Here is a 19,099-nt window from a genome sequence, read left to right as displayed (position 1 = left end):
GGGATTTCTGAGGCTTTAATTTTGTGCGATGATGTAAGAATATCGACCCACCCACCTCTACTCAAGGATTTTTGTACGTCATGGAACAAAAAAAGATCACAGAGGCAAAAGGCCGCGGCCGCCCGCGCGCCTACGACCCTGAAACGGCGCTGCAAAAAGCCCTCGGGGTGTTCTGGAGTACGGGGTATTCCGGCACCTCACTGGACGGCATCGCCACCGCCGCCGGGATGAACCGGCCGAGCCTGTACGCGGCGTTCGGCGACAAACACGCGATCTACCTCAAGGCGCTCGAGCAGTATTGGGGCCTCGCGTCAGCCGCCATCGACGAGGCGCTGGACGATCCGAGCCTGAGCTTGGCCGACGCACTGATGCGCCTGTATGAAGGCCAGTTGTCGATCTACTTTTCGGGGGACGGCGAGCCACGGGGCTGCTTTATCATCGGCACCGCCACCACCGAAGCGGTCGAGGACGCCGAGATTCGCGCCGTGCTGTTGCAGCGCCTCGGCGCCCTCGACGCCCATCTCGAAACCCGTTTGCGCACGGCCATCGAGGCCGGTGAATTGAAAGGCGGTGCAGACCCGGCAGCCGTCGCCGTGCTCGCCGCCTCTTTGGTGCACAGCCTGTCGATTCGCGCTCGGGCGGGCAAACCTCACGCCGAGCTGATCGCACTCGCGCGCAGTGCCGTGCAGGTCATCTGCGGATGAAGGAAGGGCTGGACGATATTCTGGCCGAAAATCTCGCCGTGATTTTTTGCGGGATAAACCCGGGACTGAAGGCCGCCGCCACCGGGCATCACTTCATGGGCAGGAGCAACCGGTTCTGGCGCACCCTGCACCTGGCCGGGTTTACGCCCCATGAAGTGCAGCCGGAAAACGACCGCACGATCCTGCATTATCAGTGCGGGCTGACCACGGTGGTGGAGCGGCCTACGGCCCGGGCGGATCAGTTGTCGGCGGATGAATTCAAGGCGGCGGCAGCGCGTTTTGAAAGCAAGATCACCCGTTATGCGCCACGGTTTGTCGCGTTTCTGGGGAAGGCGGCGTACAGCGCGTTGAGCGGGCAGCGGGACATTGCGTGGGGGTTGCAGCCGCATGCTCTCGGACATTCCCGCGTGTGGGTTTTGCCTAACCCCAGCGGCAGGAACCTGGGCTTTACCCAGGCACAGTTGGTCGAGGCATACGGTCAACTGAAGCGGGCATTGCGCGCCCCCGCCTAAACCGCCGGCTGGTGACTGGTCACACAATGAATCCCGCCGCCACCCGCCGCAATCGCATCGATATCGAGCTGCACCACCTCGCGCTCAGGGTAGAGCCTGGACAGTAATTCAAAGGCTTTTGCGTCGGCCACCTTGTCGCCGAACTCGGGCGCAATCACTGCCCCATTGATGACAAAGTAGTTGATATAGCCCGGCGCAAAATCCGGATTGTTCCGGTTGAAACGGCTCTTGCGCGGATTAAGCGGCGGCGACACGGTGTGCACCTGCAGCGGCCGACCGTCTGCGTCGGTGGCCTGCTTGAGAATGTCCAGGTGCGCCAGCGTGACCTTGTGATCATAGGACTCGGGGTCGGTGTCGAGGTTGGCAATCACCACGCCCGGCTTGACGAAACGCGCATAAAAATCCACGTGGGCATCGGTGATGTCCTGGCCTTTGATGCCCGGCAGCCAGATGATCTTGCGCAGGCCCAGGCGTGCCTTCAGCTCGGCTTCCACCTCGGCCTTGCTCCAGCCGGGGTTGCGGTTGCCATTGATCCAGCTGCTCTCGGTCATGATCCCGGTGCCGTGGCCATCCACCTCGATAGCCCCGCCCTCGCCCACCAGTTCGCTGCGAATCGGCCGGGCCTCGGCGACTTCGGTGACCAGGGCAGCCACCTGCGCATCCTCGGCGTGCTGCTGTTTGTTGCCCCACCCGTTGAAATTGAAATCCACGGCGCCCAGCCCGCCCTGGCCATCGATGACAAAATTGGCACCGGTGTCGCGCATCCAGATGTCATCCAGCTCGGTGACCACAAACGTGGTGTTGCGGGTGCCGCATTTTTCTTCAGCCAGCGCTCGCTCCGCTTCCCGACAGAACACGGTCACCGGCTCGTAACGGGCGATGGCGCGGGCGATCCGGCCCAGGGCTGCTTGCACGTCGGGCGTAAAGTCCTCGTGAATGGCCTCCTGCGCGCCAAAGGCAATGAACGCCTGCTGATGTTTTTCGCCTTCGTCGGGCATGAACCAGTGGCCCTGGGTGGCGGCCTGGGCCCAGCGCGAGCCCAGCCCGACGGACACGGCAGCGCCCAGGGTGGCGACCACCGATACCTGTTTGATGAATTCGCGACGTGTTGCCATGGGTACCTCTGGAAGTGGGATCATTGGACGGTAGCGGTCTTGAATTTGGTCCATACGCGCATGCGTGCACGCATGTCCGCCTGGGGGATGTCTTTTCCCGGGATCAGCCGTTCAAACGTGGCCTCATCCGGGTAGATCTGCGGGTTGTTGCGCATCGCCGGATCCACCTCGGGACGCGCCTTGGCGTTCGCGGTGGGGTAGCCGGTGAAGTTGCTGATGGCGGCCATGTTCTGCGGGCGCATCACGAAATTGATGAACGCGTAGGCGTACTCCGGATGCCGGGCATCGACGGGGATTGCCATCGTGTCCATCCACACCGTGGTGCCCTCGCGGGGGATGTGATAGTCGAACGTGACCTTTTTTCCGGCTGCGTCCGCCGCCCGTTGCGCCTGGGTCATGTCGCCGCTGTAGCCGAGGGACAGGCACAGGTTGCCGTTCACCAGGTCGGTCACCGGCTGCGACTGGAACTTGCGGATGTAGGGTCGCAGCTTGAGCAACAGCTCGCTGGCGGCGGCCAGGTCTGCCGGCTTGGCGCTGCGCGGGTCACGCCCCAGGTAATTGAGGGCCACCGCCAGCACTTCATCCGGTGAGTCGATCAGGGAAATCCCGCAGTCGGCGAACTTGGCGGCAAGCTCCGGCTTGAACAACAGGTCGAGGCTGTTGACCGGCGCGTCCGGCATGCGCTGTTTGATCTGCTCGGTGTTGTAGGTCAGGCCGATGGTGCCCCAGGTGTAAGGAACCGTGGCGTTGTTCGAGTAGGTGTAGTGCGTGCGCAGCATCTGCAGCCCGGGCTCGATGTCGCTCAGGGCGGTGAGCCTGGACTGATCCAGCGGCTGCAGGCTGCCTGCGCGCATCAGCCGTTCGCCCACGGTGTCGCCAGGGAAAATCAGGTCATAACCGCTGCCACCGGCCATCAGCTTGGCCTCCAGGGTTTCGCTGCCGTCCATCACATCGTAGATCACCTGGATCCCGGTTTCGGCGGTGAACCGCGACAGCGTGTCCTCGGCAAAGTAATCGGCCCAGTTGTAGAGCTTCAGGGTTTTTTCTTCGGCGTGCAGGGACGACGCCAGCACCAGGGAGCCAAGCAACAGCGTACAGATAATCTTCATGTCAAAGCCCTCGGTGGGTGTGATGACCATCCAGACTCAACAACCCGCCATACATTTCCGGGCGACGGTCACGGTAGATGCCCCAGGTCAGGCGGTCCTCGCGCATCGCCGCCAGGTCGAGGCTGTGCAGCAGCACGCCGGTGCTGTCGCGGTCCGCTTCGGCAAGCAACTTGCCCTTGTGATTGCAGATAAAGGACGAGCCGTAGAAGTCCATCTGCAAGGCCGGGTCGGTGGTCGCCACTTCGCGGCCGACACGGTTGGCAGCGACCACCGGCACCAGGTTGGCGGCGGCATGTCCGCGCATGGTCATCTGCCAATGGTCCCGGGAGTCCAGGGTCGCGCAGCCGGGTTCAGAGCCGATCGCCGTGGGAAACAGCAACACTTCAGCCCCCATCAGCGCCAGGCAGCGCGCGGTTTCGGGGAACCACTGATCCCAGCAGATGCCCAGGCCGATGCGCCCGAACGCCGTGTCCCAGACCCGAAAGCCGGTATCGCCGGGGCTGAAGTATTCCTTCTCCTGATAGCCGATGGCGTTGGGGATATGAGTCTTGCGATACACCCCCAGCAGTTGCCCGTCCGCATCAGCCACGCTCAGGGAGTTGAAGCAGGCGTTGCCGGCCTTTTCGAACCAACTGAGGGGCAGCACCACGCCCAACTCCCGAGCCAGGGCAGCGAAGCGTTTGAGCACCGCGCTGTGTCGGTATTCCTGCGCCAGCGCCAGGTGTTTGTGATGCTGCTCGATGCAAAAGTACGGCGTGGCAAACAGCTCTTGCAGCAGGATCACCTGGGCGCCCTGCCTGGCCGCGTCACGCACCAATTGCTCGGCCAGATCGAGGTTCGCGGACAGGTCCCAGGTGCAGGGCATTTGTGTGACAGCAATCTTCAGCACTGACATGGCATCACCCCTTCACCGGCCAGGCGGGTTGCTGTTGGGTGATGCAATGCACCCCGCCGCCGCCATGGGCCAGGTGATTGATGCGCACCGGCACCACCACGCGCCCCGGGAACGCACGGGCCAGGACATCGGCGGCGACCTGGTCGGCGTCAATGCCATAGGCGGGCATGATGATCGCGTGGTTGGCGATGTAGAAGTTGGTGTAGGAGGCGCAAAACACTTCAGCCTCGGTGTCCACCGCATCGGTGGCTTCATACAGTTCGATCATCTCGAAGCGACGGCCTCGGGCGTCGGTGGCCAACGCCAGAGCCCGACGATTTTCCCGCACCACCTCGGTGTACACCGAATGGGAGTCATGGGTGGCATCCACCAGCAACACGCCCGGACGGGCAAATGCGCACACGCCATCGACATGGCCGTCGGTCATGTCGCCGGTCACGTGGTCGGGGTCACCTGGCAGCCAGATGGTTTTTTTCACGCCCAGCAGGCGGGTGAAAACCTCCTCGATCTCGGCCTTGGTCACCCCCGGATTACGATTGGGGTTGAGCAACACCGATTCGGTGGTGATCAACGTGCCCTCGCCGTCCACATGAATGGCGCCGCCTTCGTTGCTCAACGGTGTGCCCAGGCACTCCACGCCCAGGTGATTGAGCACACGGCGCGCCAGGCCTTCATCCAGGTCATGGGCCGACTTGCCGCCCCACGCGTTGAAACGCCAGCTCACACCGGCGAGCCCGTGTTGCGGATGGCACACAAAACTCGGGCCGGAATCGCGACACCAACTGTCATTCACCGCCAGTTCGATCAGTGCGATGTTTGGCCCGCACAACGCCCTGGCGCTGGCCACAGCCGAAGGATCGACGATCATTTTCACCGGTTCGAACCGCGCAATCGCATTGGCGACACGGGCAAAGTCCTCCTGCACCAGCGCCAATGTAACGCCCCAGCCGGACTCCCACAGCGCCTGGTTATGCGGCCAGACCATCCACGTCGCGGCATGCCTGGCCCACTCCGCCGGCATCCACCCGCCACCGTTTTGAATTTCATTCTGCTGCATGACAAATACCTTTGAGTTAAGTCATTGTGTTCAATGAAAACTGCCTGTGAGGTCTTGGCATGCATGCTACGGCTGTAAAAACGGGCTAACAAACGATGGATTTTGTGGAAAACTGATTAGAGGAACTTATCAGCATGCTTAACCATTGGCCGCCGCTCGGCACCCTTCGCGGCTTCGAAGCCGCCGCCCGGCTGGGCAGTTTCCACAAGGCCGCCGAGGAGCTGCACCTCACTCAATCGGCCATCAGCCAGCAAATTCGCAGCCTTGAGGCGTACCTGGAGCAACCGCTGTTTTTCCGCAGTGGGCGCAGCGTCAGCCTGACGGATGCCGGGCACGACTTCCTCAGCACCACCCAGGCTCTATTGCAGCAATTGGCCGTGGGCGTTCGTCGCCTGGGGCAGTACCGCAAGCCCAACCAGTTGGTGCTCAACACCACGCCGACCTTCGCCCGCCACTGGCTGCTGCCGCGCCTGGAGGATTTCCGCCGCCAGCACCCGGAAGTGGACCTGTGGATTTTCAGCACCGACGAAGTCCCGGACATGGCCAGCCAGACCATCGACCTGGCCGTGCGCGACGACATCAGCTCCCAGGCCGAATGCAGCTTCAAGGTGCTGCATGCCGACCGCCTGTTTCCCGCGTGCAACCCACGCGTGCTGGCACTGCCCAGGGAGGAGCGCACCACCCTGCACGGCGAACGGGAGATGGATTGGAGCCATTGGGCGGTGGAGGCCGGGATTGATGTGGGGCAAAAGGATCAGGGGCTGAATTTCTCCGACCCCGGGCTGTTGCTGGAGGCGGCGTGTACCGGGTTGGGGATTGCGCTGGTCAGCCAGTTATTGAGCCGACAGGCATTGGAAGACGGGTTGCTGCAACCGCTGGTAGAGGCAACCATTCGCGGGCCCAACTGGGCCTTGCTGACCCACCGCGACAGCGAGAACAACCCGCTGGCACGGTGCTTCAGTGAGTGGTTGACGCGCAACCTGGTCACCGCCGGTGCCGATTAGTCCCGGCTGACGCTCAGCTTCTCCCACAAGAAGCGGTAGACCAGCGCACTCATGTGCGCAGCCTGCGCGTTGTCCGCCGCCCCGCCGTGCCCGCCCTCGATGTTTTCGTAATACGTCACGTCCTTGCCGGCCTCGATCATCTTCGCCGCCAGCTTGCGGGCGTGGGCCGGGTGCACACGGTCGTCGCGGGTGGAGGTCAGGAAAAACACCGGTGGGTAGGTCTTCGCCGGGTCAAACAGGTGGTACGGCGAAAACGTCTGGATGTAGGCCCACTCTTCGGGCTCGTCCGGGTTGCCGTATTCCTCCATCCACGACGCCCCGGCCAGCAAGTGGTGGTAGCGCTGCATATCGAGCAAAGGCACCTGGGACACGATTGCACCGAACAGCTCCGGGTATTGGGTGAGCATATTGCCGGTCAACAGGCCGCCGTTACTGCCGCCCTCCGCGCCCAGGTGGAGGGGTGAAGTGATCCCGCGAGCGATCAGGTCCCGGGCCACCGCCGCGAAATCTTCATAGGCCCGCCCACGGTTCTGCTTGAGTGCCGCCTGGTGCCAGCGCGGGCCGTATTCACCGCCACCGCGAATGTTGGCAACCACGTACACGCCACCTTTCGAGAGCCAGGCGCGGCCTACTTCACCGGAGTAATTCGGCGTCAGGGAGACCTCGAAACCGCCGTAGCCATAGAGCAAGGTCGGCGCCGTGCCATCGAGTTGCAAGTCCTTGCCGCGCACCATGAAATACGGCACACGGGTGCCATCCCTGGAGACCGCGAACTGCTGCTCGATCACGTGCTGGCTTGAGTCGAAAAATGCCGGCAGGGTTTTCAGCACCTCGGGCGCCTGACCGATCTCGGCCAGCGCCAGGGTGGTCGGCGTCAGGTAATCGGTGGTCACCAGCCAGACGGCATCACTGTCGTCGCTGTCCACTGCGCGGGCATACACCGTGCCCATGCCGGGCGCCCCCGTGAACGGGCTGTGCTGCCATCCGTTCGCGCCGGGCGTGAGCACGCTGAGGCGACTCTTGACGTGATCGAGCACGTTCAGCACCAGGTGATTCAGGGTCCAGGTAAACCCTGTCAGCGAGGTGCTGTCCGTGGGCGTGAACAACACCTCGAAATCCCGCTGGCCTGCCATAAAGCGATCAACGTTGATCGCCAGCAAGGAGCCCGAGACAAACACTTCATCCAGCGCCCAGTCCTCGCGTAACTCCAGCAGCAGCCAGTCTTTATGCACCGACTTTTCAGCCGAGTTCGGCGCGTCGATTTTGCTCAACTGGCCATCGTTGCCCCGCAGGTACAGCTCGTTGTTGTAGAACGCCAGCGTACGGCTGACGAAGTCACGCTCATAGCCGGGCGTGTCGTCGTGCATCGCCGCGATGTACATATCATCCAGCGTGCCTTCGTAGACAACACGGGCGGCACTCAGCGGCGTTCCGCGCTGCCACTGCTTGGCGATGCGCGGGTAGCCGGAGCGGGTCATCGAGCCTTCGCCAAAATCGGTGAAGACATACACGTTGTCACGGTCGATCCAGCCCAGGCCGCCCTTGGACTCCGGCAACTGGAAGCCGTCTTCGACCCAGGTCTTGCTGGCCAGATCAAACTCGCGGATGACACCCGCATCAGCCCCACCACGCGACAACTCCAGTAGGCAGCGCTGGTAATCCGGGCGCAAGTAATCAGCACCGTGCCACACCCAGTTTTCGCCTTCGGCGGCGTTCAGTGCATCCAGGTCCAGCAGCGTTTCCCAGGCAGGTTGCGCCTTGCGGTACTCCGCCGGGGTGGTACGACGCCACAGGCCGCGCGGGTGAGCGGCGTCCGTCCAGAAGTTGTAGTAATAAGCACCGACCTTGTTGACCTGGGGGATGTTACTGTCCGAGTCCAGCATCTCCAGCACGTCGGCCTTGATTTGCTTGAAGCTGTCGGAGCGGGCGAGCCGGTCTTCGGTCTTGAGGTTTTGGGCTTGTACCCAGTCCAGTGAACGAGTGCTGTCGATGTCTTCAAGCCATAGGTAGGGGTCGGTGGACGTTTGGGGAAGTGTTGGCATGTTCGACTCCTGTCGGAAATCAGTGATGGATAACGCGTAGGGTGCCCGACTTTGACTGTCTTTGAGCGATAAAAAAAGCAAGAAACCGGGTGTGCTACCCAATATGAAAGGCGATACATAGGGACGCAAGCGCGGGCCGTTACGGCAGGAGTACAGGCGATGGCTGAAAAAACCGCATGGATACTGATGGGCGCAGACGCAGAACCTTTCCCAAGCCCCGAGCCGGGAACGCTGGGCGGGCACCGTCGTAGCAGGCTCTATGGAAAGCTCGACTGCCGTGCGGCACTGCAAGCGATTGCGCGCGGCGGCTATGTGAAAAATCGCGTGTTTTTTCTCGATGAATTCACTGCTATCGCGGCTGGATATCGTCCTTGTGCAGTCTGTATGCCCGACGAATACCGTCTGTTTCGAGGACACGCCTGAATCGAGTGGTCGGGTCAAATTCCAGGCAAAAAAAAGCCTGCATCGCTGCAGGCTTTTTTACTATCTGGCTCCACGACCTGGACTCGAACCAGGGACCCAATGATTAACAGTCATTTGCTCTACCAACTGAGCTATCGCGGAATTCGCCGTATGTTACTGATTGAAAAGGAGAAGTCAAGCGTTCAGTGAGATTTTGTGTACCCCAGATTGCGCCGCGCCCGGAAATCATCATCTCCACACTTGTCACAACGCTGTCATACGCCAACGCCAACATCCGCAGATAACCCGCTCCTACCCTCCTCTTGAAGGACAACATATGCACACTCGCTCAGGCCCGCCTGCGGTAAAAACCCTGCTCGCCCGTTTTATCGTTATCGGATGCGCCCTGACGGTGAGCGCGTGTGACAGTGTGACCAAGAGTGCACCGGTCGCCTCTGCTTCGTTCAAGACCCTCGACGGTGCACCGCCCCTGGTGATCGGCCATCGCGGCCTGCCGGGGCTGTACCCGGAAGAAACCCGGGCCTCGTATGAACATGCGGCCGATGCGGGGGCGGATTCGCTGGAGCTGGACCTGCACATGACCAAGGACTGTGTACTGGTGGCCCGACACAATCCCTGGTTGAGCGACAACACCAACATCAGCGACGTCGCGAAGACCAACCATGAGGTTGCACGCCGCAAGCGCACGGTTCCAGGTGTGCTGGTCAATGTCCGGTATCCCGCAACCGCAGAAAATGGCCCGGCCCAGTACCTGAGCGACTTGACCAACCCCAACGATCCAAAATCCGTGCTGAAGTCCTTGATCGTAGATGGCGAAGACCATACCAATGACTGGTCTATCAGCGATTTCACCCTGGCCGAACTCAAGCAATGGATCGGCGGCACAACCTACGATGCCCGGGACGAACGCCCGACCGAACTCAATGGCAAGTTGCCGATCCTGAGCTTCCAGGAAGTGATCGACATTGCCAAAGCCAAAAGCGCCGCCACCGGCCGGGTGATCACGACCTACCCCGAAAGCAAGAACCCGATCTGGAACAACGCCCAGGCCATTGCCAATGGGTGCGGCGCGCCGGGCAGTCATCCGTTCGAAGCCGCGTTTCTCAAGACCCTGAAAGACAACAACCTCAATCGCAAAGACGCGCCGGTGTTTGTGCAGAGCTTTGACCCCAACAGCCTGAAATACCTACGCTCTATCGGCCTGCAAGCCAGGGCTGTTCAACTGGTGGATGGGAACGGGGTGAACTTCAAGACCGGCGAAACCATTTTCATCACCGACAAACCCAACACCTTCGTCAGCGGCCGCCCTTATAGCTGGACGGTCGCGGGCGACCCACGCTCGTTTGGTGCGCTGCTGACACCGGCCGGGTTGGCCGAGGTCAAGACCTACGCCGACGGCATCGGCCCGTGGAAGCCACAAGCGATGTCGCTGACCGCCACTTCAGCGCCAAACCCCGGATTGCCCGAGGTCGACACCTTCAAGCCCACCAGCCTGATCAGCGATGCGCACAAGGCCGGGCTGTTCGTCCATATCTTCACCTTCCGCAACGAAGCCAAATACCTGGCGGGTGCCTACAAGGGCGACCCCGCGGCCGAATACATGGCCTTTTTCCGGGCGGGTGTTGATGGTGTATTTACGGACTTCACGCCGACTGCCGTTGCTGCCCGAAATACCTACCTTAAAGAAGTCGCTCGCTAAATAGTCAGCACGGTGGATGGCGGCCGTCGCGGCCGCCATTGTTCAATCCAACTGCTCGATCACCCCACCCGCCTTGAGCTGCCCCAGCTGTTCTGCCGACAACCCCAGCCGCTCACCCAGCACTTCATCGGTGTGCTGTCCCAACATCGGCGCCGGCCTTACATACTCCACCGGCGTGCCCGACATCTTGATCGGGCTGCCGACCATCTCGAACTCCGGATTCTTGGGATGCGGGATTTTCACCATCAACCCACGGGCAATCACCTGCGGTTCTTCCAGGGATTGAGCGATGTTATTGATCGCGCCCACCGGCACTTTCGACGCGTGAATGCTCGCCACCCACTCGTCCGCCGTACGCCCCAGGAAGTGCGCCGACAACAGCTCGACAATCTCTGCCCGATGCGCGACCCGATCGGCATTGCGCCGAAAGCGCGGGTCTTGCGGCAGGTGTGGCAAACCAATGCTGTGGCACAGCGCAATAAACTGGCTGTCGTTGCCGCAGGCAATGATGAAGTCGCGGTCTGCGGCGCGGAACACCTGGTACGGCACGATGTTGGCGTGGGCGTTGCCGTAGCGCTGCGGTACCTTGCCCGAGGCCAGGTAGTTCATGCTCTGGTTGGCCAGGGTTGCCACTTGCACGTCCAGCAGGGCCATGTCGATGTGTTGGCCGACGCCGGTGCGTTCGCGGCTGAGCAGAGCGGCCTGGATCGCGACGGTTGAATACAGGCCGGTCATCAGGTCGGAGAACGCCACGCCGACTTTTTGCGGGCCGCCGCCGGGCAGGTCGTCGCGCTCGCCGGTGATGCTCATCAGGCCGCCGATGCCCTGGATGATGAAGTCATAGCCGGGCTCTTCGGCACGCGGGCCGGTCTGGCCGAAACCGGTGATGGAGCAGTACACCAGCCGAGGATTGATCTCGGCCAGGGTCGCGTAGTCCAGGCCATAACGGGCCAGGGAACCGGCCTTGTAGTTTTCGATCAGTACGTCGGAACTGGCCGCCAGCGCCCGCACCAGTTCCTGGCCTTCGCTGGTGGCGAGGTCGATGGCCACCGAGAGTTTGCCGCGGTTGGTGGACTGGTAATACGACGCCTGCCCGGACGATTCACCAGTGTCGGTCTTCATCCACGGCGGGCCCCAACCCCGGGTATCGTCACCACTTTGCGGCCGTTCGATCTTGATCACTTCCGCGCCCAGGTCAGCCAACACCTGGCCACACCAGGGCCCGGCCAATACCCGGCTTAAGTCCAGCACCCGCAAACCTGTCAATGCACCCATTATTCTTGTCCTGTGATGAATCGAAATCAGCCGACTGCCGGCTCTTCATGACGCAGGGAAATCCCCAGCACCGCACGCCGCCGCAGCCAGGGGCTGGGGCGATAACGTGGGTCGTGGGTGAGTTCGCTCATGCGCTGCAAAATCGTGAGGATGCGCCGTGGCCCAAGGGCATCGCCCCAGGCCAGTGGGCCTTGTGGGTAACCCAGGCCGAGCTGCACCGCCTGGTCGATATCGTCGACGCTGGCGATGCGTTGCTGGGCAATGTCGCAGGCCAGGTTGACCACCATCGCCAGGGTGCGCTGAGCGACGAAGCCGACGCTGTCGCTGATCACCGTCACGCCTACACCGTCATTGGCGAGCAGCGCGTGGGCGGCGTCGCGGCTGGCGCTGGACGTCAGCGGGGTTTGCATCAGGGTGCGATGGCGCGACAGGTCGGTCAGCAGGTCGATGCACAGGGTGCGCGCCGGGTCGGTGTGGAAGCGTTCGCTGGCCGAGGTGGCGTCGAGGCCGTAAGGCGCCAAAAGGCACAACGCTTCTGGCGATGGCTGCGCCGCGCTTTCCAGGTGCGCGCCCAACTCGATCACCAGGGCGCTGAGGCGCTCGTAGTCATCGGCGTTTTCGGTGGCGATCCACACCGGCGGGAATGGCTTGATAGAAGGCACCGGTTGCGGCTGCGGGCCGTCGACCACCTGGCCATTTTCATAGCGGTAGAAGCCCTGCCCGCTTTTGCGCCCGAAGCGCCCGCCCACCAGCATCTGGCGGGTCAGGGGCGACGGTTTGTAGCGCGGGTCTTGATAGAACTGGTTGTAGATCGACTCCATCACCGGGTGGGACACGTCGAGCCCGGTGAGGTCCAGCAGTTCCAGCGGGCCCATGCGAAACCCTGCGCCTTCACGCAGGATGCGGTCGATATCGCCGCGCTCGGCAACGCCTTCATCGAGCATCTTCAAGGCTTCGGTGCCGTACGCACGGCCGGCGTGGTTGACGATAAAACCCGGGGTGTCCTTGGCGCGCACACCGCGATGGCCGGTGCGGGCGACGAAGGCCAGCAGGTCATCGCCGACCTTCGGCGCGGTGGCCAGGCCGTCGATCACCTCGACGACGCGCATCAACGGCACCGGGTTAAAGAAGTGCAGCCCGGCCACCCGTTCAGGGTGTTGGCAGCCGGTGGCGATGGCCGTGACCGACAGCGATGAGGTGTTGGTAGCGAGGATGCACTCCGCGCTGACCACACCTTCGAGTTGCTGCAACAGGCCGCGCTTGGCGTCGAGGTTTTCGACAATGGCTTCCACCACCAGGTTGCAATCGTGCAACGCCCCGATGGTGGCGGCCACTTGCAGGTTTTCCAGCGCGGCGTCCACCGCCGCCGGGGTGATCTTGCCCTTGGCGGCCAGCCTGGAAAGCGTGGTGCCGAGGCTGTCCCGGGCAGCCTGCGCCGCACCGTCGCGGGCGTCGAACAAGCGCACCAACACACCGGCCTGGGCGGCAATCTGTGCAATCCCGGCGCCCATCACGCCGGTGCCTACCAGGCCCATGATCTTGATTGAATCCGTCATCGTCATTCCCCCAGGTAGTTCGCGGTGCGTTTTTCGAAGAACGCCGCGGCGCCCTCCTTCTGGTCTGCCGAATCGAACAGCAGTTGAAACGCCTTGCGCTCCAACACCAGCGCGCTTTCCAGCGGCAGGTCGGCACCGGCGAGCATCACTTCCTTGATCTGTTCCACCGCCAGCGGCGGCAAGGCGGCAATCTGCGCCGCCAGCTCCAGGGCGCGGGGGATGGTCTGGTCATCCGCCACCACCTCGCTGAGCATGCCCATGGCCAGGGCTTCCGGCGCCTTGACCATGCAGCCGGTCAACGCGATGCGCATGGCCTGGAACTTGCCCACGGCGCGCACCAGGCGCTGGGTGCCCCCGGCGCCCGGCATCAGGCCCAGCTTGACCTCGGGCTGGGCGAACCGCGCCGATTCCCCGGCGACGATCAGGTCGCAATGCATGGCCAGCTCACACCCGCCGCCCAGGGCAAAACCATTCACTGCGGCGATCACCGGCTTCGGGCAGCGGCTGATGGCTTCCCACAGGTATTCGGTGTGCCGGCGATACATCTCGATCGGGCTGGCACTGGCGAACTCCTTGATGTCGGCACCGGCCACGAAGAACTGATCGCCGCCGGTGAGCACGATGGCGCGCACATCACGGCGCTTGGCCAGGGCACGAAAATGCTCGGCCAGCTCCTCGCGGACCTGGGCGTTCAAGGCGTTTTTCACTTCGGGGCGGTGGATGCGTACCACGGCGACGCCATTGTCCTGGACGTCGAGGTGCACTACGGGTTGGTCGAGGCTGGCCACAGATTCTCCTGCTGCAATGTTCTTGTTAGTTCGGATATCGACAGTTTCGCTATGCGAAACAACATTCCGTATTTAGCGATAATCATAAGGACCGACCCATCGTGATGTAAACGTAAAAACCTGAGCGCCCGGTAAATCGGGCTATAACTCTTTGTTTAGACGGCTTTTATTAAACAAAAAGACAATCACCCGCGAAGTTGCTTAGTTTCGCTCTGCGGAATACAATTTTGTTTTGTTGATTTTCTAAAAAAAGGGGGACTAACATGCGCCGTCGAAACCTGGACCCGAACACACCCGAAACACCGGCCGGCAACCACGGGTTCGAGCACTTGCTGCTCGACCCGATGAACGCCGACGAGGAGGAAGACAAGGACCGCCAGTTCGTCACCGCCCTGGCCCGAGGCCTGGAACTGCTGCGCTGCTTCACCCCCAGCGAAAGCGTGCTGGGTAACCAGGAGCTGGCGCGCAAGACCGGGCTGCCAAAGCCGACGATTACGCGGATGACCCACACGCTGACCCGCTTGGGCTATCTCAAGCACCTGCCGCAGTCGGGCCGGTATCAGCTGGATGTAGGGGTGATGGCGTTCGGTTACGCCATGCTGTCGAACCTGTCGGTGCGGGCCGTGGCTCATCCACTGATGGAGACGATGGCCAAGTACGCCCAGGCCGCAGTGGCGATGGCCACGCGGGACCGCCTGGACATGGTGTACCTGGACGTGGTCCAGGGTGAAGCCAACATGACCATGCGCCGCCAGGTCGGTACGCGGTTGCCGTTGCACTTGAGTTCCGCAGGCCGCGCCTGCCTGGCAGCGATGCCGGAAAACGAGCGGGAATTTATCCTCGACCACATCCGCCAGCGTCATCTGGAGGACTGGCCGGGCATCAGGAAGGGCCTGGAGCGTGCCTTCCGGGATTACACCGATTTCGGCTACTGCATGTCGATCGGTGAGTGGCACCGCGATGTAAACGCCATCGCCGTACCGCTGCTGCATGCACAACATGGGCTGCTGACGTTCAACTGTGGCGGACCGAGTTTTCACCTTTCCCGGGAGAAACTCGAGGACGACATCGGGCCCCGTCTCAAGCACATGGTGAACAACATCGAGGCCGCCACCCGCTAGACAGATCGGTGCAGGGCCTCGGCAGATTGACGACAACAGGCCCGCTGAACGGGCCGCTGAGGAATGCACATGATCCGAGACGCCGAAACGCTGCACCTGTTGCTGGAAACCCTGCAGCAGTTTGTCAACGAAGCGCTGATCCCACGGGAAAACGAGCTGGCCGAGACCGATGACGTCCCGGCGGATATCGTCAGCCAGTTCCGCGAGCTGGGCCTGTTCGGCCTGACCCTGCCCGAAGCCTACGGCGGCCTCGGGCTGACCATGGAAGAAGAGGTCAACGTGGCCTTTGAGCTGGGGCGCACCTCGCCGGCATTCCGCTCCTACTTCGGCACCAACAACGGCATCGGCTCCATCGGCATCCTGCTGGACGGCACCGAGGCGCAGAAGCAGCACTACCTGCCGAAGCTGGCCAGCGGCGAACTGCTCAGCTCGTTCTGCCTGACCGAACCGGACTCCGGCTCCGACGCCGCCTCGCTGAAAACCACCGCCGTTCGCGACGGTGATCACTACGTCATCAACGGCACCAAACGTTTTATCACCAACGCACCCCACGCCGGGATCTACACGGTGATGGCCCGCACCAACCCGGACATCAAGGGCTCGGCCGGCATCAGTGCATTCATCGTCGAGCGTCATACGCCGGGCCTGTCCCTGGGCAAGCGCGACCACAAGATGGGCCAGAAAGGCGCCCACACCTGCGACGTGATTTTCGACAACGTGCGCGTGCCGGCAGACCAGTTGATCGGTGGCGTCGAAGGCGTGGGCTTCAAGACGGCAATGAAGGTGCTCGACAAGGGCCGCCTGCACATTGCCGCCGTCAGCGTCGGGGCCGCCGAGCGCATGCTCAACGATGCCTTGCTGTACGCCCTGGAACGCAAGCAGTTCGGCCAGCCGATTGCCGAGTTTCAACTGATTCAGGCGATGCTCGCCGACAGCAAGGCCGAAATCTACGCCGCCCGCTGCATGGTGGTGGACGCTGCGCGCAAGCGTGACGAAGGCCTGAACATCGGCACCGAAGCGTCCTGCTCGAAGATGTTCGCCACGGAGATGTGCGGCCGCGTGGCCGACCGTTGCGTGCAGATTCATGGCGGTGCCGGGTATGTGAGCGAGTACGCCATCGAGCGGTTTTATCGCGATGTGCGCTTGTTCCGGCTGTACGAAGGCACCACGCAGATCCAGCAATTGGTGATCGCCCGCAACATGATTCGCGAGGCCAAGCACTAACCCCGGGAACAACACCGAACTAATGTGGGAGCGGGCTTGCTCGCGAATGCGGTACATCAGCCACCGGATGCATTAACTGACACACCGTATTCGCGAGCAAGCCCGCTCCCACATTTTGATCGTGTTCCAACCGCATGACCGCAACACCCATAACTTGTGCCCTAACAACTACAACAAGGTATCGCTATGGAAGTCGCCGCTTCGGCGGGCGCGTTGTCGCCCGCGAAAAACAACCTGTGGATCATTGTTTTCATCTTCTGCTTCCTCGGCCTGCTGATCGATGGTGCAGATTTGATGCTGCTGTCCTACAGCCTCAGCAGCCTCAAGGCCGAGTTCGGCCTGACCAGCGTCGAAGCCGGCAGCCTGGGCAGTTTCACCCTGGCCGGCATGGCCATCGGCGGGATTTACGGCGGCTGGGCCTGTGACCGATTTGGCCGGGTGAAAACCGTGGTCTGGAGCATCGTGCTGTTCTCTGCCGGCACAGCGATCCTGGGCATGACCCACAGCTATTGGCAGTTCGCGAGCACGCGCTTCTTCGCCTCCCTGGGGCTGGGCGCGCTGTACGTCGCGTGCAACACGCTGATGGCCGAATACGTGCCGACCCGCTATCGCACCACCGTGCTCGGCACCCTGCAGGCCGGTTGGTCAGTGGGCTACATCGTCGCCACCCTGCTCGCCGGCTGGATCCTGCCCAACCACGGCTGGCGCTGGCTGTTCTACGTGGCGATCATCCCGGTGATCCTCGCCGTACTCATGCAGCGCCTGGTGCCGGAGCCGCAAGCCTGGCTCAAGGCCCAGGCCGAACGCGCCCGGGAAAAGGCCGAAGGCATCAAGCGCGTCTCGGCGAAGAAGCCCGACGGCATGTTCAAGCTGATCTTCAGCGACCCGAAAGCCAGCCGCATGTTCATCCTCTGGGCGCTGACCGCAGGCTTCCTGCAGTTCGGCTACTACGGGGTCAACAACTGGATGCCGTCCTACCTGGAAGGCGAGTTGGGGATGAACTTCAAGTCGATGACCAGCTACATGGTCGGCACTTACGCGGCGATGATTTTCGGCAAGGTGCTCGCCGGGCTCGCGGCAGACCGCCTCGGCCGGCGCCTGGTGTTCGCCGTCGGCGCGCTGGGCACGGCGATTTTCCTGCCGGTGATCGTGCTGTTCCAGAGCCCGGACAACATCCTGTGGATGCTGATTGTGTTCGGCTTCCTGTACGGCATTCCCTACGGTGTGAACGCGACCTACATGACCGAAAGCTTCGAAGCGAAATTTCGCGGTTCGGCGGTGGGCGGGGCCTACAACATTGGCCGGATTGGCGCGGCAGTGGCGCCGGCGGCCATTGGCTTCCTGGCGTCCCATGGCTCGATCGGCGTGGGGTTCCTGGTCATGGGCGGTGCGTACTTCATCTGCGGGGTGATTCCGGCGCTGTTTATCCGCGACAAGCAGTTTGACCCGCAAAAACAATAAGCCCGATGCCGGGGCCCGCAGCAACGCGGCCCCGGCTATAAGACGTGCGGCAGTTATACCCTCAAGCAAACCGGGCTAGACTGTACGTCAGTCCTACGGAACTGAAGGAACAGTAAGACGCTCTCACCCAGCCTGTAAGACAGTTTTGTGCTTAGAGGCTCATTCGCTTATGAAAACACCGACCCAGACCAACGCAATTGACTTCGACAGTGCCAAATTGCAACGCCTGGGCTTTGGTCAGCCTTCCTTACTCCCGCGACGCCCCGCCACTGTTGCCCAACTTCGCCACCAATTGGGCATGCAGTTGCAAACCAGCCTGGAGCCGGAGCACATCCTTGCGTTGTTCTTCCGCGAAATCCAACGCCTGGTACCGCTGGACGCCCTGCAATACCGTCACGAAGCCAGCGACCTGCGCCTGGAATATGGCCATCGCGGTCACCATTCGGTGAGCTATGCCCTCAGCCACGACGGCGAGCACCTCGGTGAACTGGTGTTTCGGCGCAACCAGCGCTTCGTCGATGACGAGCTGGCCAACCTGGAATCATTGCTGGCCACCCTGCTCTACCCGATGCGCAACGCCCTGCTCTACCGCGCGGCAACCCGCAGCGCCCTGCGCGACCCGCTGACCGAAACCGGCAACCGCATCGCCATGGACCAGACCCTGCAACGGGAAATCGACATGGCCCGCCGGCACCTGCAGCCGCTGTCCCTGTTGATGCTGGACATCGACCACTTCAAGCACATCAACGACACCCACGGTCACGCCACGGGCGACAAGGTGCTGAAAGCGGTCGCCGCCTCGATCAAGAACCAGCTGCGCAATGTGGACATGGTGTTTCGGTTTGGCGGGGAAGAGTTTTTGATCCTGCTGTCCAACACCGGCCGGGATGCGGCGTCGATGGTCGGTGAGCGCCTGCGCCAGGCGGCACAGGCCCAGGATTACTGGGCGGATGAGGAACGTATCGAATTGACGGTGAGCCTGGGTTGCTCGACCTTGCTGGCGGGAGAGTCCGCCGAGAGCCTGTTGCGCCGGGCGGACAATGCCTTGTATGTGGCCAAGCGTGAAGGCCGCAATCGCCTGGCAATGGCGGGGTAACCGCTTTACTTCACAGCG

General features: G+C 62.2%; 17 protein-coding genes and 1 tRNA gene. 9 read left to right on the top strand and 9 right to left on the bottom strand.

Translation table 11 applies throughout. From position 1 onward, the window contains the following. The first annotated feature begins 80 nt into the window (after positions 1-80). A complete protein-coding gene (locus JFV30_RS06575; protein WP_201122579.1) occupies positions 81-704 on the top strand; it encodes a TetR/AcrR family transcriptional regulator in 624 nt (207 codons plus the stop codon). Continuing rightward, positions 701-1,216 carry a G/U mismatch-specific DNA glycosylase gene (mug, locus tag JFV30_RS06570; RefSeq protein WP_201122577.1) on the top strand — a complete coding sequence of 172 codons (516 nt, stop codon included), beginning with the start codon at positions 701-703 and terminating at the stop codon, positions 1,214-1,216. Before JFV30_RS06575 ends, mug begins: the two co-directional genes overlap by 4 nt. On the opposite strand, the gene JFV30_RS06565 is transcribed toward mug, so the two are convergent. The 4 genes from JFV30_RS06565 to JFV30_RS06550 are packed head-to-tail and all read right to left on the bottom strand — an operon-like array spanning position 1,213 to position 5,392. After that, complete coding sequence (locus JFV30_RS06565) at positions 1,213-2,331, bottom strand: agmatine deiminase family protein (RefSeq protein WP_201122575.1); 1,119 nt, start codon at positions 2,329-2,331, stop codon at positions 1,213-1,215. The two genes, mug and JFV30_RS06565, sit on opposite strands and share 4 nt — an antisense overlap. 20 nt (positions 2,332-2,351) lie before the next feature. Then, positions 2,352-3,440 (bottom strand): extracellular solute-binding protein, encoded by a 1,089-nt coding sequence (locus tag JFV30_RS06560; protein WP_201122574.1) that lies wholly within the window; start codon positions 3,438-3,440, stop codon positions 2,352-2,354. 1 nt (position 3,441) lies between these two features. Further along, positions 3,442-4,335, bottom strand: a complete 894-nt coding sequence (gene aguB, locus JFV30_RS06555; protein WP_201122572.1) for an N-carbamoylputrescine amidase — start codon at positions 4,333-4,335, stop codon at positions 3,442-3,444. Between the two features lie 4 nt (positions 4,336-4,339). After that, entirely contained in the window at positions 4,340-5,392 is a 1,053-nt protein-coding gene (locus JFV30_RS06550) for an agmatine deiminase family protein (protein ID WP_201122570.1), read from the bottom strand. 134 nt (positions 5,393-5,526) lie between these two features. On the opposite strand from JFV30_RS06550, the gene JFV30_RS06545 reads away from it, so the two are divergent. Continuing rightward, entirely contained in the window at positions 5,527-6,396 is an 870-nt protein-coding gene (locus tag JFV30_RS06545; protein ID WP_201122568.1) for a LysR substrate-binding domain-containing protein, read from the top strand. On the opposite strand, the gene JFV30_RS06540 is transcribed toward JFV30_RS06545, so the two are convergent. Beyond that, entirely contained in the window at positions 6,393-8,438 is a 2,046-nt protein-coding gene (locus JFV30_RS06540) for a prolyl oligopeptidase family serine peptidase (RefSeq protein ID WP_201122566.1), read from the bottom strand. The two genes, JFV30_RS06545 and JFV30_RS06540, sit on opposite strands and share 4 nt — an antisense overlap. A 159-nt stretch (positions 8,439-8,597) precedes the next feature. Between JFV30_RS06540 and JFV30_RS06535 the strand changes: the two genes are divergently transcribed. Continuing rightward, positions 8,598-8,861, top strand: a complete 264-nt coding sequence (locus JFV30_RS06535; protein ID WP_201122564.1) for an Ada metal-binding domain-containing protein — start codon at positions 8,598-8,600, stop codon at positions 8,859-8,861. A 65-nt stretch (positions 8,862-8,926) separates the two neighbouring features. On the opposite strand, the gene JFV30_RS06530 is transcribed toward JFV30_RS06535, so the two are convergent. Then, a tRNA-Asn gene (locus tag JFV30_RS06530) sits at positions 8,927-9,002 on the bottom strand. 175 nt (positions 9,003-9,177) lie between these two features. Here JFV30_RS06530 and JFV30_RS06525 point away from each other — a divergent pair. Next, complete coding sequence (locus tag JFV30_RS06525; protein ID WP_201122562.1) at positions 9,178-10,560, top strand: glycerophosphodiester phosphodiesterase family protein; 1,383 nt, start codon at positions 9,178-9,180, stop codon at positions 10,558-10,560. Positions 10,561-10,602: 42 nt separating this feature from the next. Here JFV30_RS06525 and JFV30_RS06520 read toward each other — a convergent pair whose 3' ends face one another. From JFV30_RS06520 to JFV30_RS06510, 3 genes are read right to left on the bottom strand one after another with little or no spacing between them, the layout of a single operon-like run. After that, the gene (locus tag JFV30_RS06520) at positions 10,603-11,835 is read right to left on the bottom strand and encodes a CaiB/BaiF CoA transferase family protein (protein ID WP_201122560.1); all 1,233 of its coding nucleotides are present in this window, start codon (positions 11,833-11,835) and stop codon (positions 10,603-10,605) included. A gap of 26 nt (positions 11,836-11,861) precedes the next feature. Further along, entirely contained in the window at positions 11,862-13,391 is a 1,530-nt protein-coding gene (locus tag JFV30_RS06515) for a 3-hydroxyacyl-CoA dehydrogenase (RefSeq protein ID WP_201122557.1), read from the bottom strand. Between the two features lie 2 nt (positions 13,392-13,393). Continuing rightward, positions 13,394-14,179, bottom strand: coding sequence for an enoyl-CoA hydratase (locus JFV30_RS06510; protein ID WP_010175990.1), 786 nt, complete (start codon positions 14,177-14,179; stop codon positions 13,394-13,396). Between the two features lie 263 nt (positions 14,180-14,442). Here JFV30_RS06510 and JFV30_RS06505 point away from each other — a divergent pair, with 263 nt between their 5' ends. The 4 genes from JFV30_RS06505 to JFV30_RS06490 all read left to right on the top strand — a co-directional run bounded on the left by JFV30_RS06505 (position 14,443) and on the right by JFV30_RS06490 (position 19,081). Then, the gene (locus tag JFV30_RS06505) at positions 14,443-15,300 is read left to right on the top strand and encodes an IclR family transcriptional regulator (protein WP_169387546.1); all 858 of its coding nucleotides are present in this window, start codon (positions 14,443-14,445) and stop codon (positions 15,298-15,300) included. Positions 15,301-15,369: 69 nt separating this feature from the next. Beyond that, entirely contained in the window at positions 15,370-16,524 is a 1,155-nt protein-coding gene (locus JFV30_RS06500; RefSeq protein WP_201122555.1) for an acyl-CoA dehydrogenase family protein, read from the top strand. A gap of 186 nt (positions 16,525-16,710) precedes the next feature. After that, complete coding sequence (locus tag JFV30_RS06495) at positions 16,711-17,985, top strand: MFS transporter (protein WP_010175996.1); 1,275 nt, start codon at positions 16,711-16,713, stop codon at positions 17,983-17,985. A gap of 169 nt (positions 17,986-18,154) precedes the next feature. Beyond that, positions 18,155-19,081 (top strand): GGDEF domain-containing protein, encoded by a 927-nt coding sequence (locus JFV30_RS06490; protein WP_201122553.1) that lies wholly within the window; start codon positions 18,155-18,157, stop codon positions 19,079-19,081. Positions 19,082-19,099: the final 18 nt, after the last annotated feature.

The sequence above is a fragment of the Pseudomonas sp. TH32 genome (genome assembly GCF_016650855.1).
In the GTDB taxonomy this organism is placed as follows: Bacteria; Pseudomonadota; Gammaproteobacteria; order Pseudomonadales; family Pseudomonadaceae; genus Aquipseudomonas.
This window is presented reverse-complemented; position numbering and strand designations above follow the sequence as displayed.

Bases quoted from the DNA above. Each gene is read 5' to 3' on its own strand.
- JFV30_RS06575 (WP_201122579.1), top strand. From the start codon at position 81: ATGGAACAAAAAAAGATCACAGAGGCAAAAGGCCGCGGCCGCCCGCGC.
- mug (WP_201122577.1), top strand. From the start codon at position 701: ATGAAGGAAGGGCTGGACGATATTCTGGCCGAAAATCTCGCCGTGATT.
- JFV30_RS06565 (WP_201122575.1), bottom strand. From the start codon at position 2,331: ATGGCAACACGTCGCGAATTCATCAAACAGGTATCGGTGGTCGCCACC.
- JFV30_RS06560 (WP_201122574.1), bottom strand. From the start codon at position 3,440: ATGAAGATTATCTGTACGCTGTTGCTTGGCTCCCTGGTGCTGGCGTCG.
- aguB (WP_201122572.1), bottom strand. From the start codon at position 4,335: ATGTCAGTGCTGAAGATTGCTGTCACACAAATGCCCTGCACCTGGGAC.
- JFV30_RS06550 (WP_201122570.1), bottom strand. From the start codon at position 5,392: ATGCAGCAGAATGAAATTCAAAACGGTGGCGGGTGGATGCCGGCGGAG.
- JFV30_RS06545 (WP_201122568.1), top strand. From the start codon at position 5,527: ATGCTTAACCATTGGCCGCCGCTCGGCACCCTTCGCGGCTTCGAAGCC.
- JFV30_RS06540 (WP_201122566.1), bottom strand. From the start codon at position 8,438: ATGCCAACACTTCCCCAAACGTCCACCGACCCCTACCTATGGCTTGAA.
- JFV30_RS06535 (WP_201122564.1), top strand. From the start codon at position 8,598: ATGGCTGAAAAAACCGCATGGATACTGATGGGCGCAGACGCAGAACCT.
- JFV30_RS06525 (WP_201122562.1), top strand. From the start codon at position 9,178: ATGCACACTCGCTCAGGCCCGCCTGCGGTAAAAACCCTGCTCGCCCGT.
- JFV30_RS06520 (WP_201122560.1), bottom strand. From the start codon at position 11,835: ATGGGTGCATTGACAGGTTTGCGGGTGCTGGACTTAAGCCGGGTATTG.
- JFV30_RS06515 (WP_201122557.1), bottom strand. From the start codon at position 13,391: ATGACGGATTCAATCAAGATCATGGGCCTGGTAGGCACCGGCGTGATG.
- JFV30_RS06505 (WP_169387546.1), top strand. From the start codon at position 14,443: ATGCGCCGTCGAAACCTGGACCCGAACACACCCGAAACACCGGCCGGC.
- JFV30_RS06500 (WP_201122555.1), top strand. From the start codon at position 15,370: ATGATCCGAGACGCCGAAACGCTGCACCTGTTGCTGGAAACCCTGCAG.
- JFV30_RS06495 (WP_010175996.1), top strand. From the start codon at position 16,711: ATGGAAGTCGCCGCTTCGGCGGGCGCGTTGTCGCCCGCGAAAAACAAC.
- JFV30_RS06490 (WP_201122553.1), top strand. From the start codon at position 18,155: ATGAAAACACCGACCCAGACCAACGCAATTGACTTCGACAGTGCCAAA.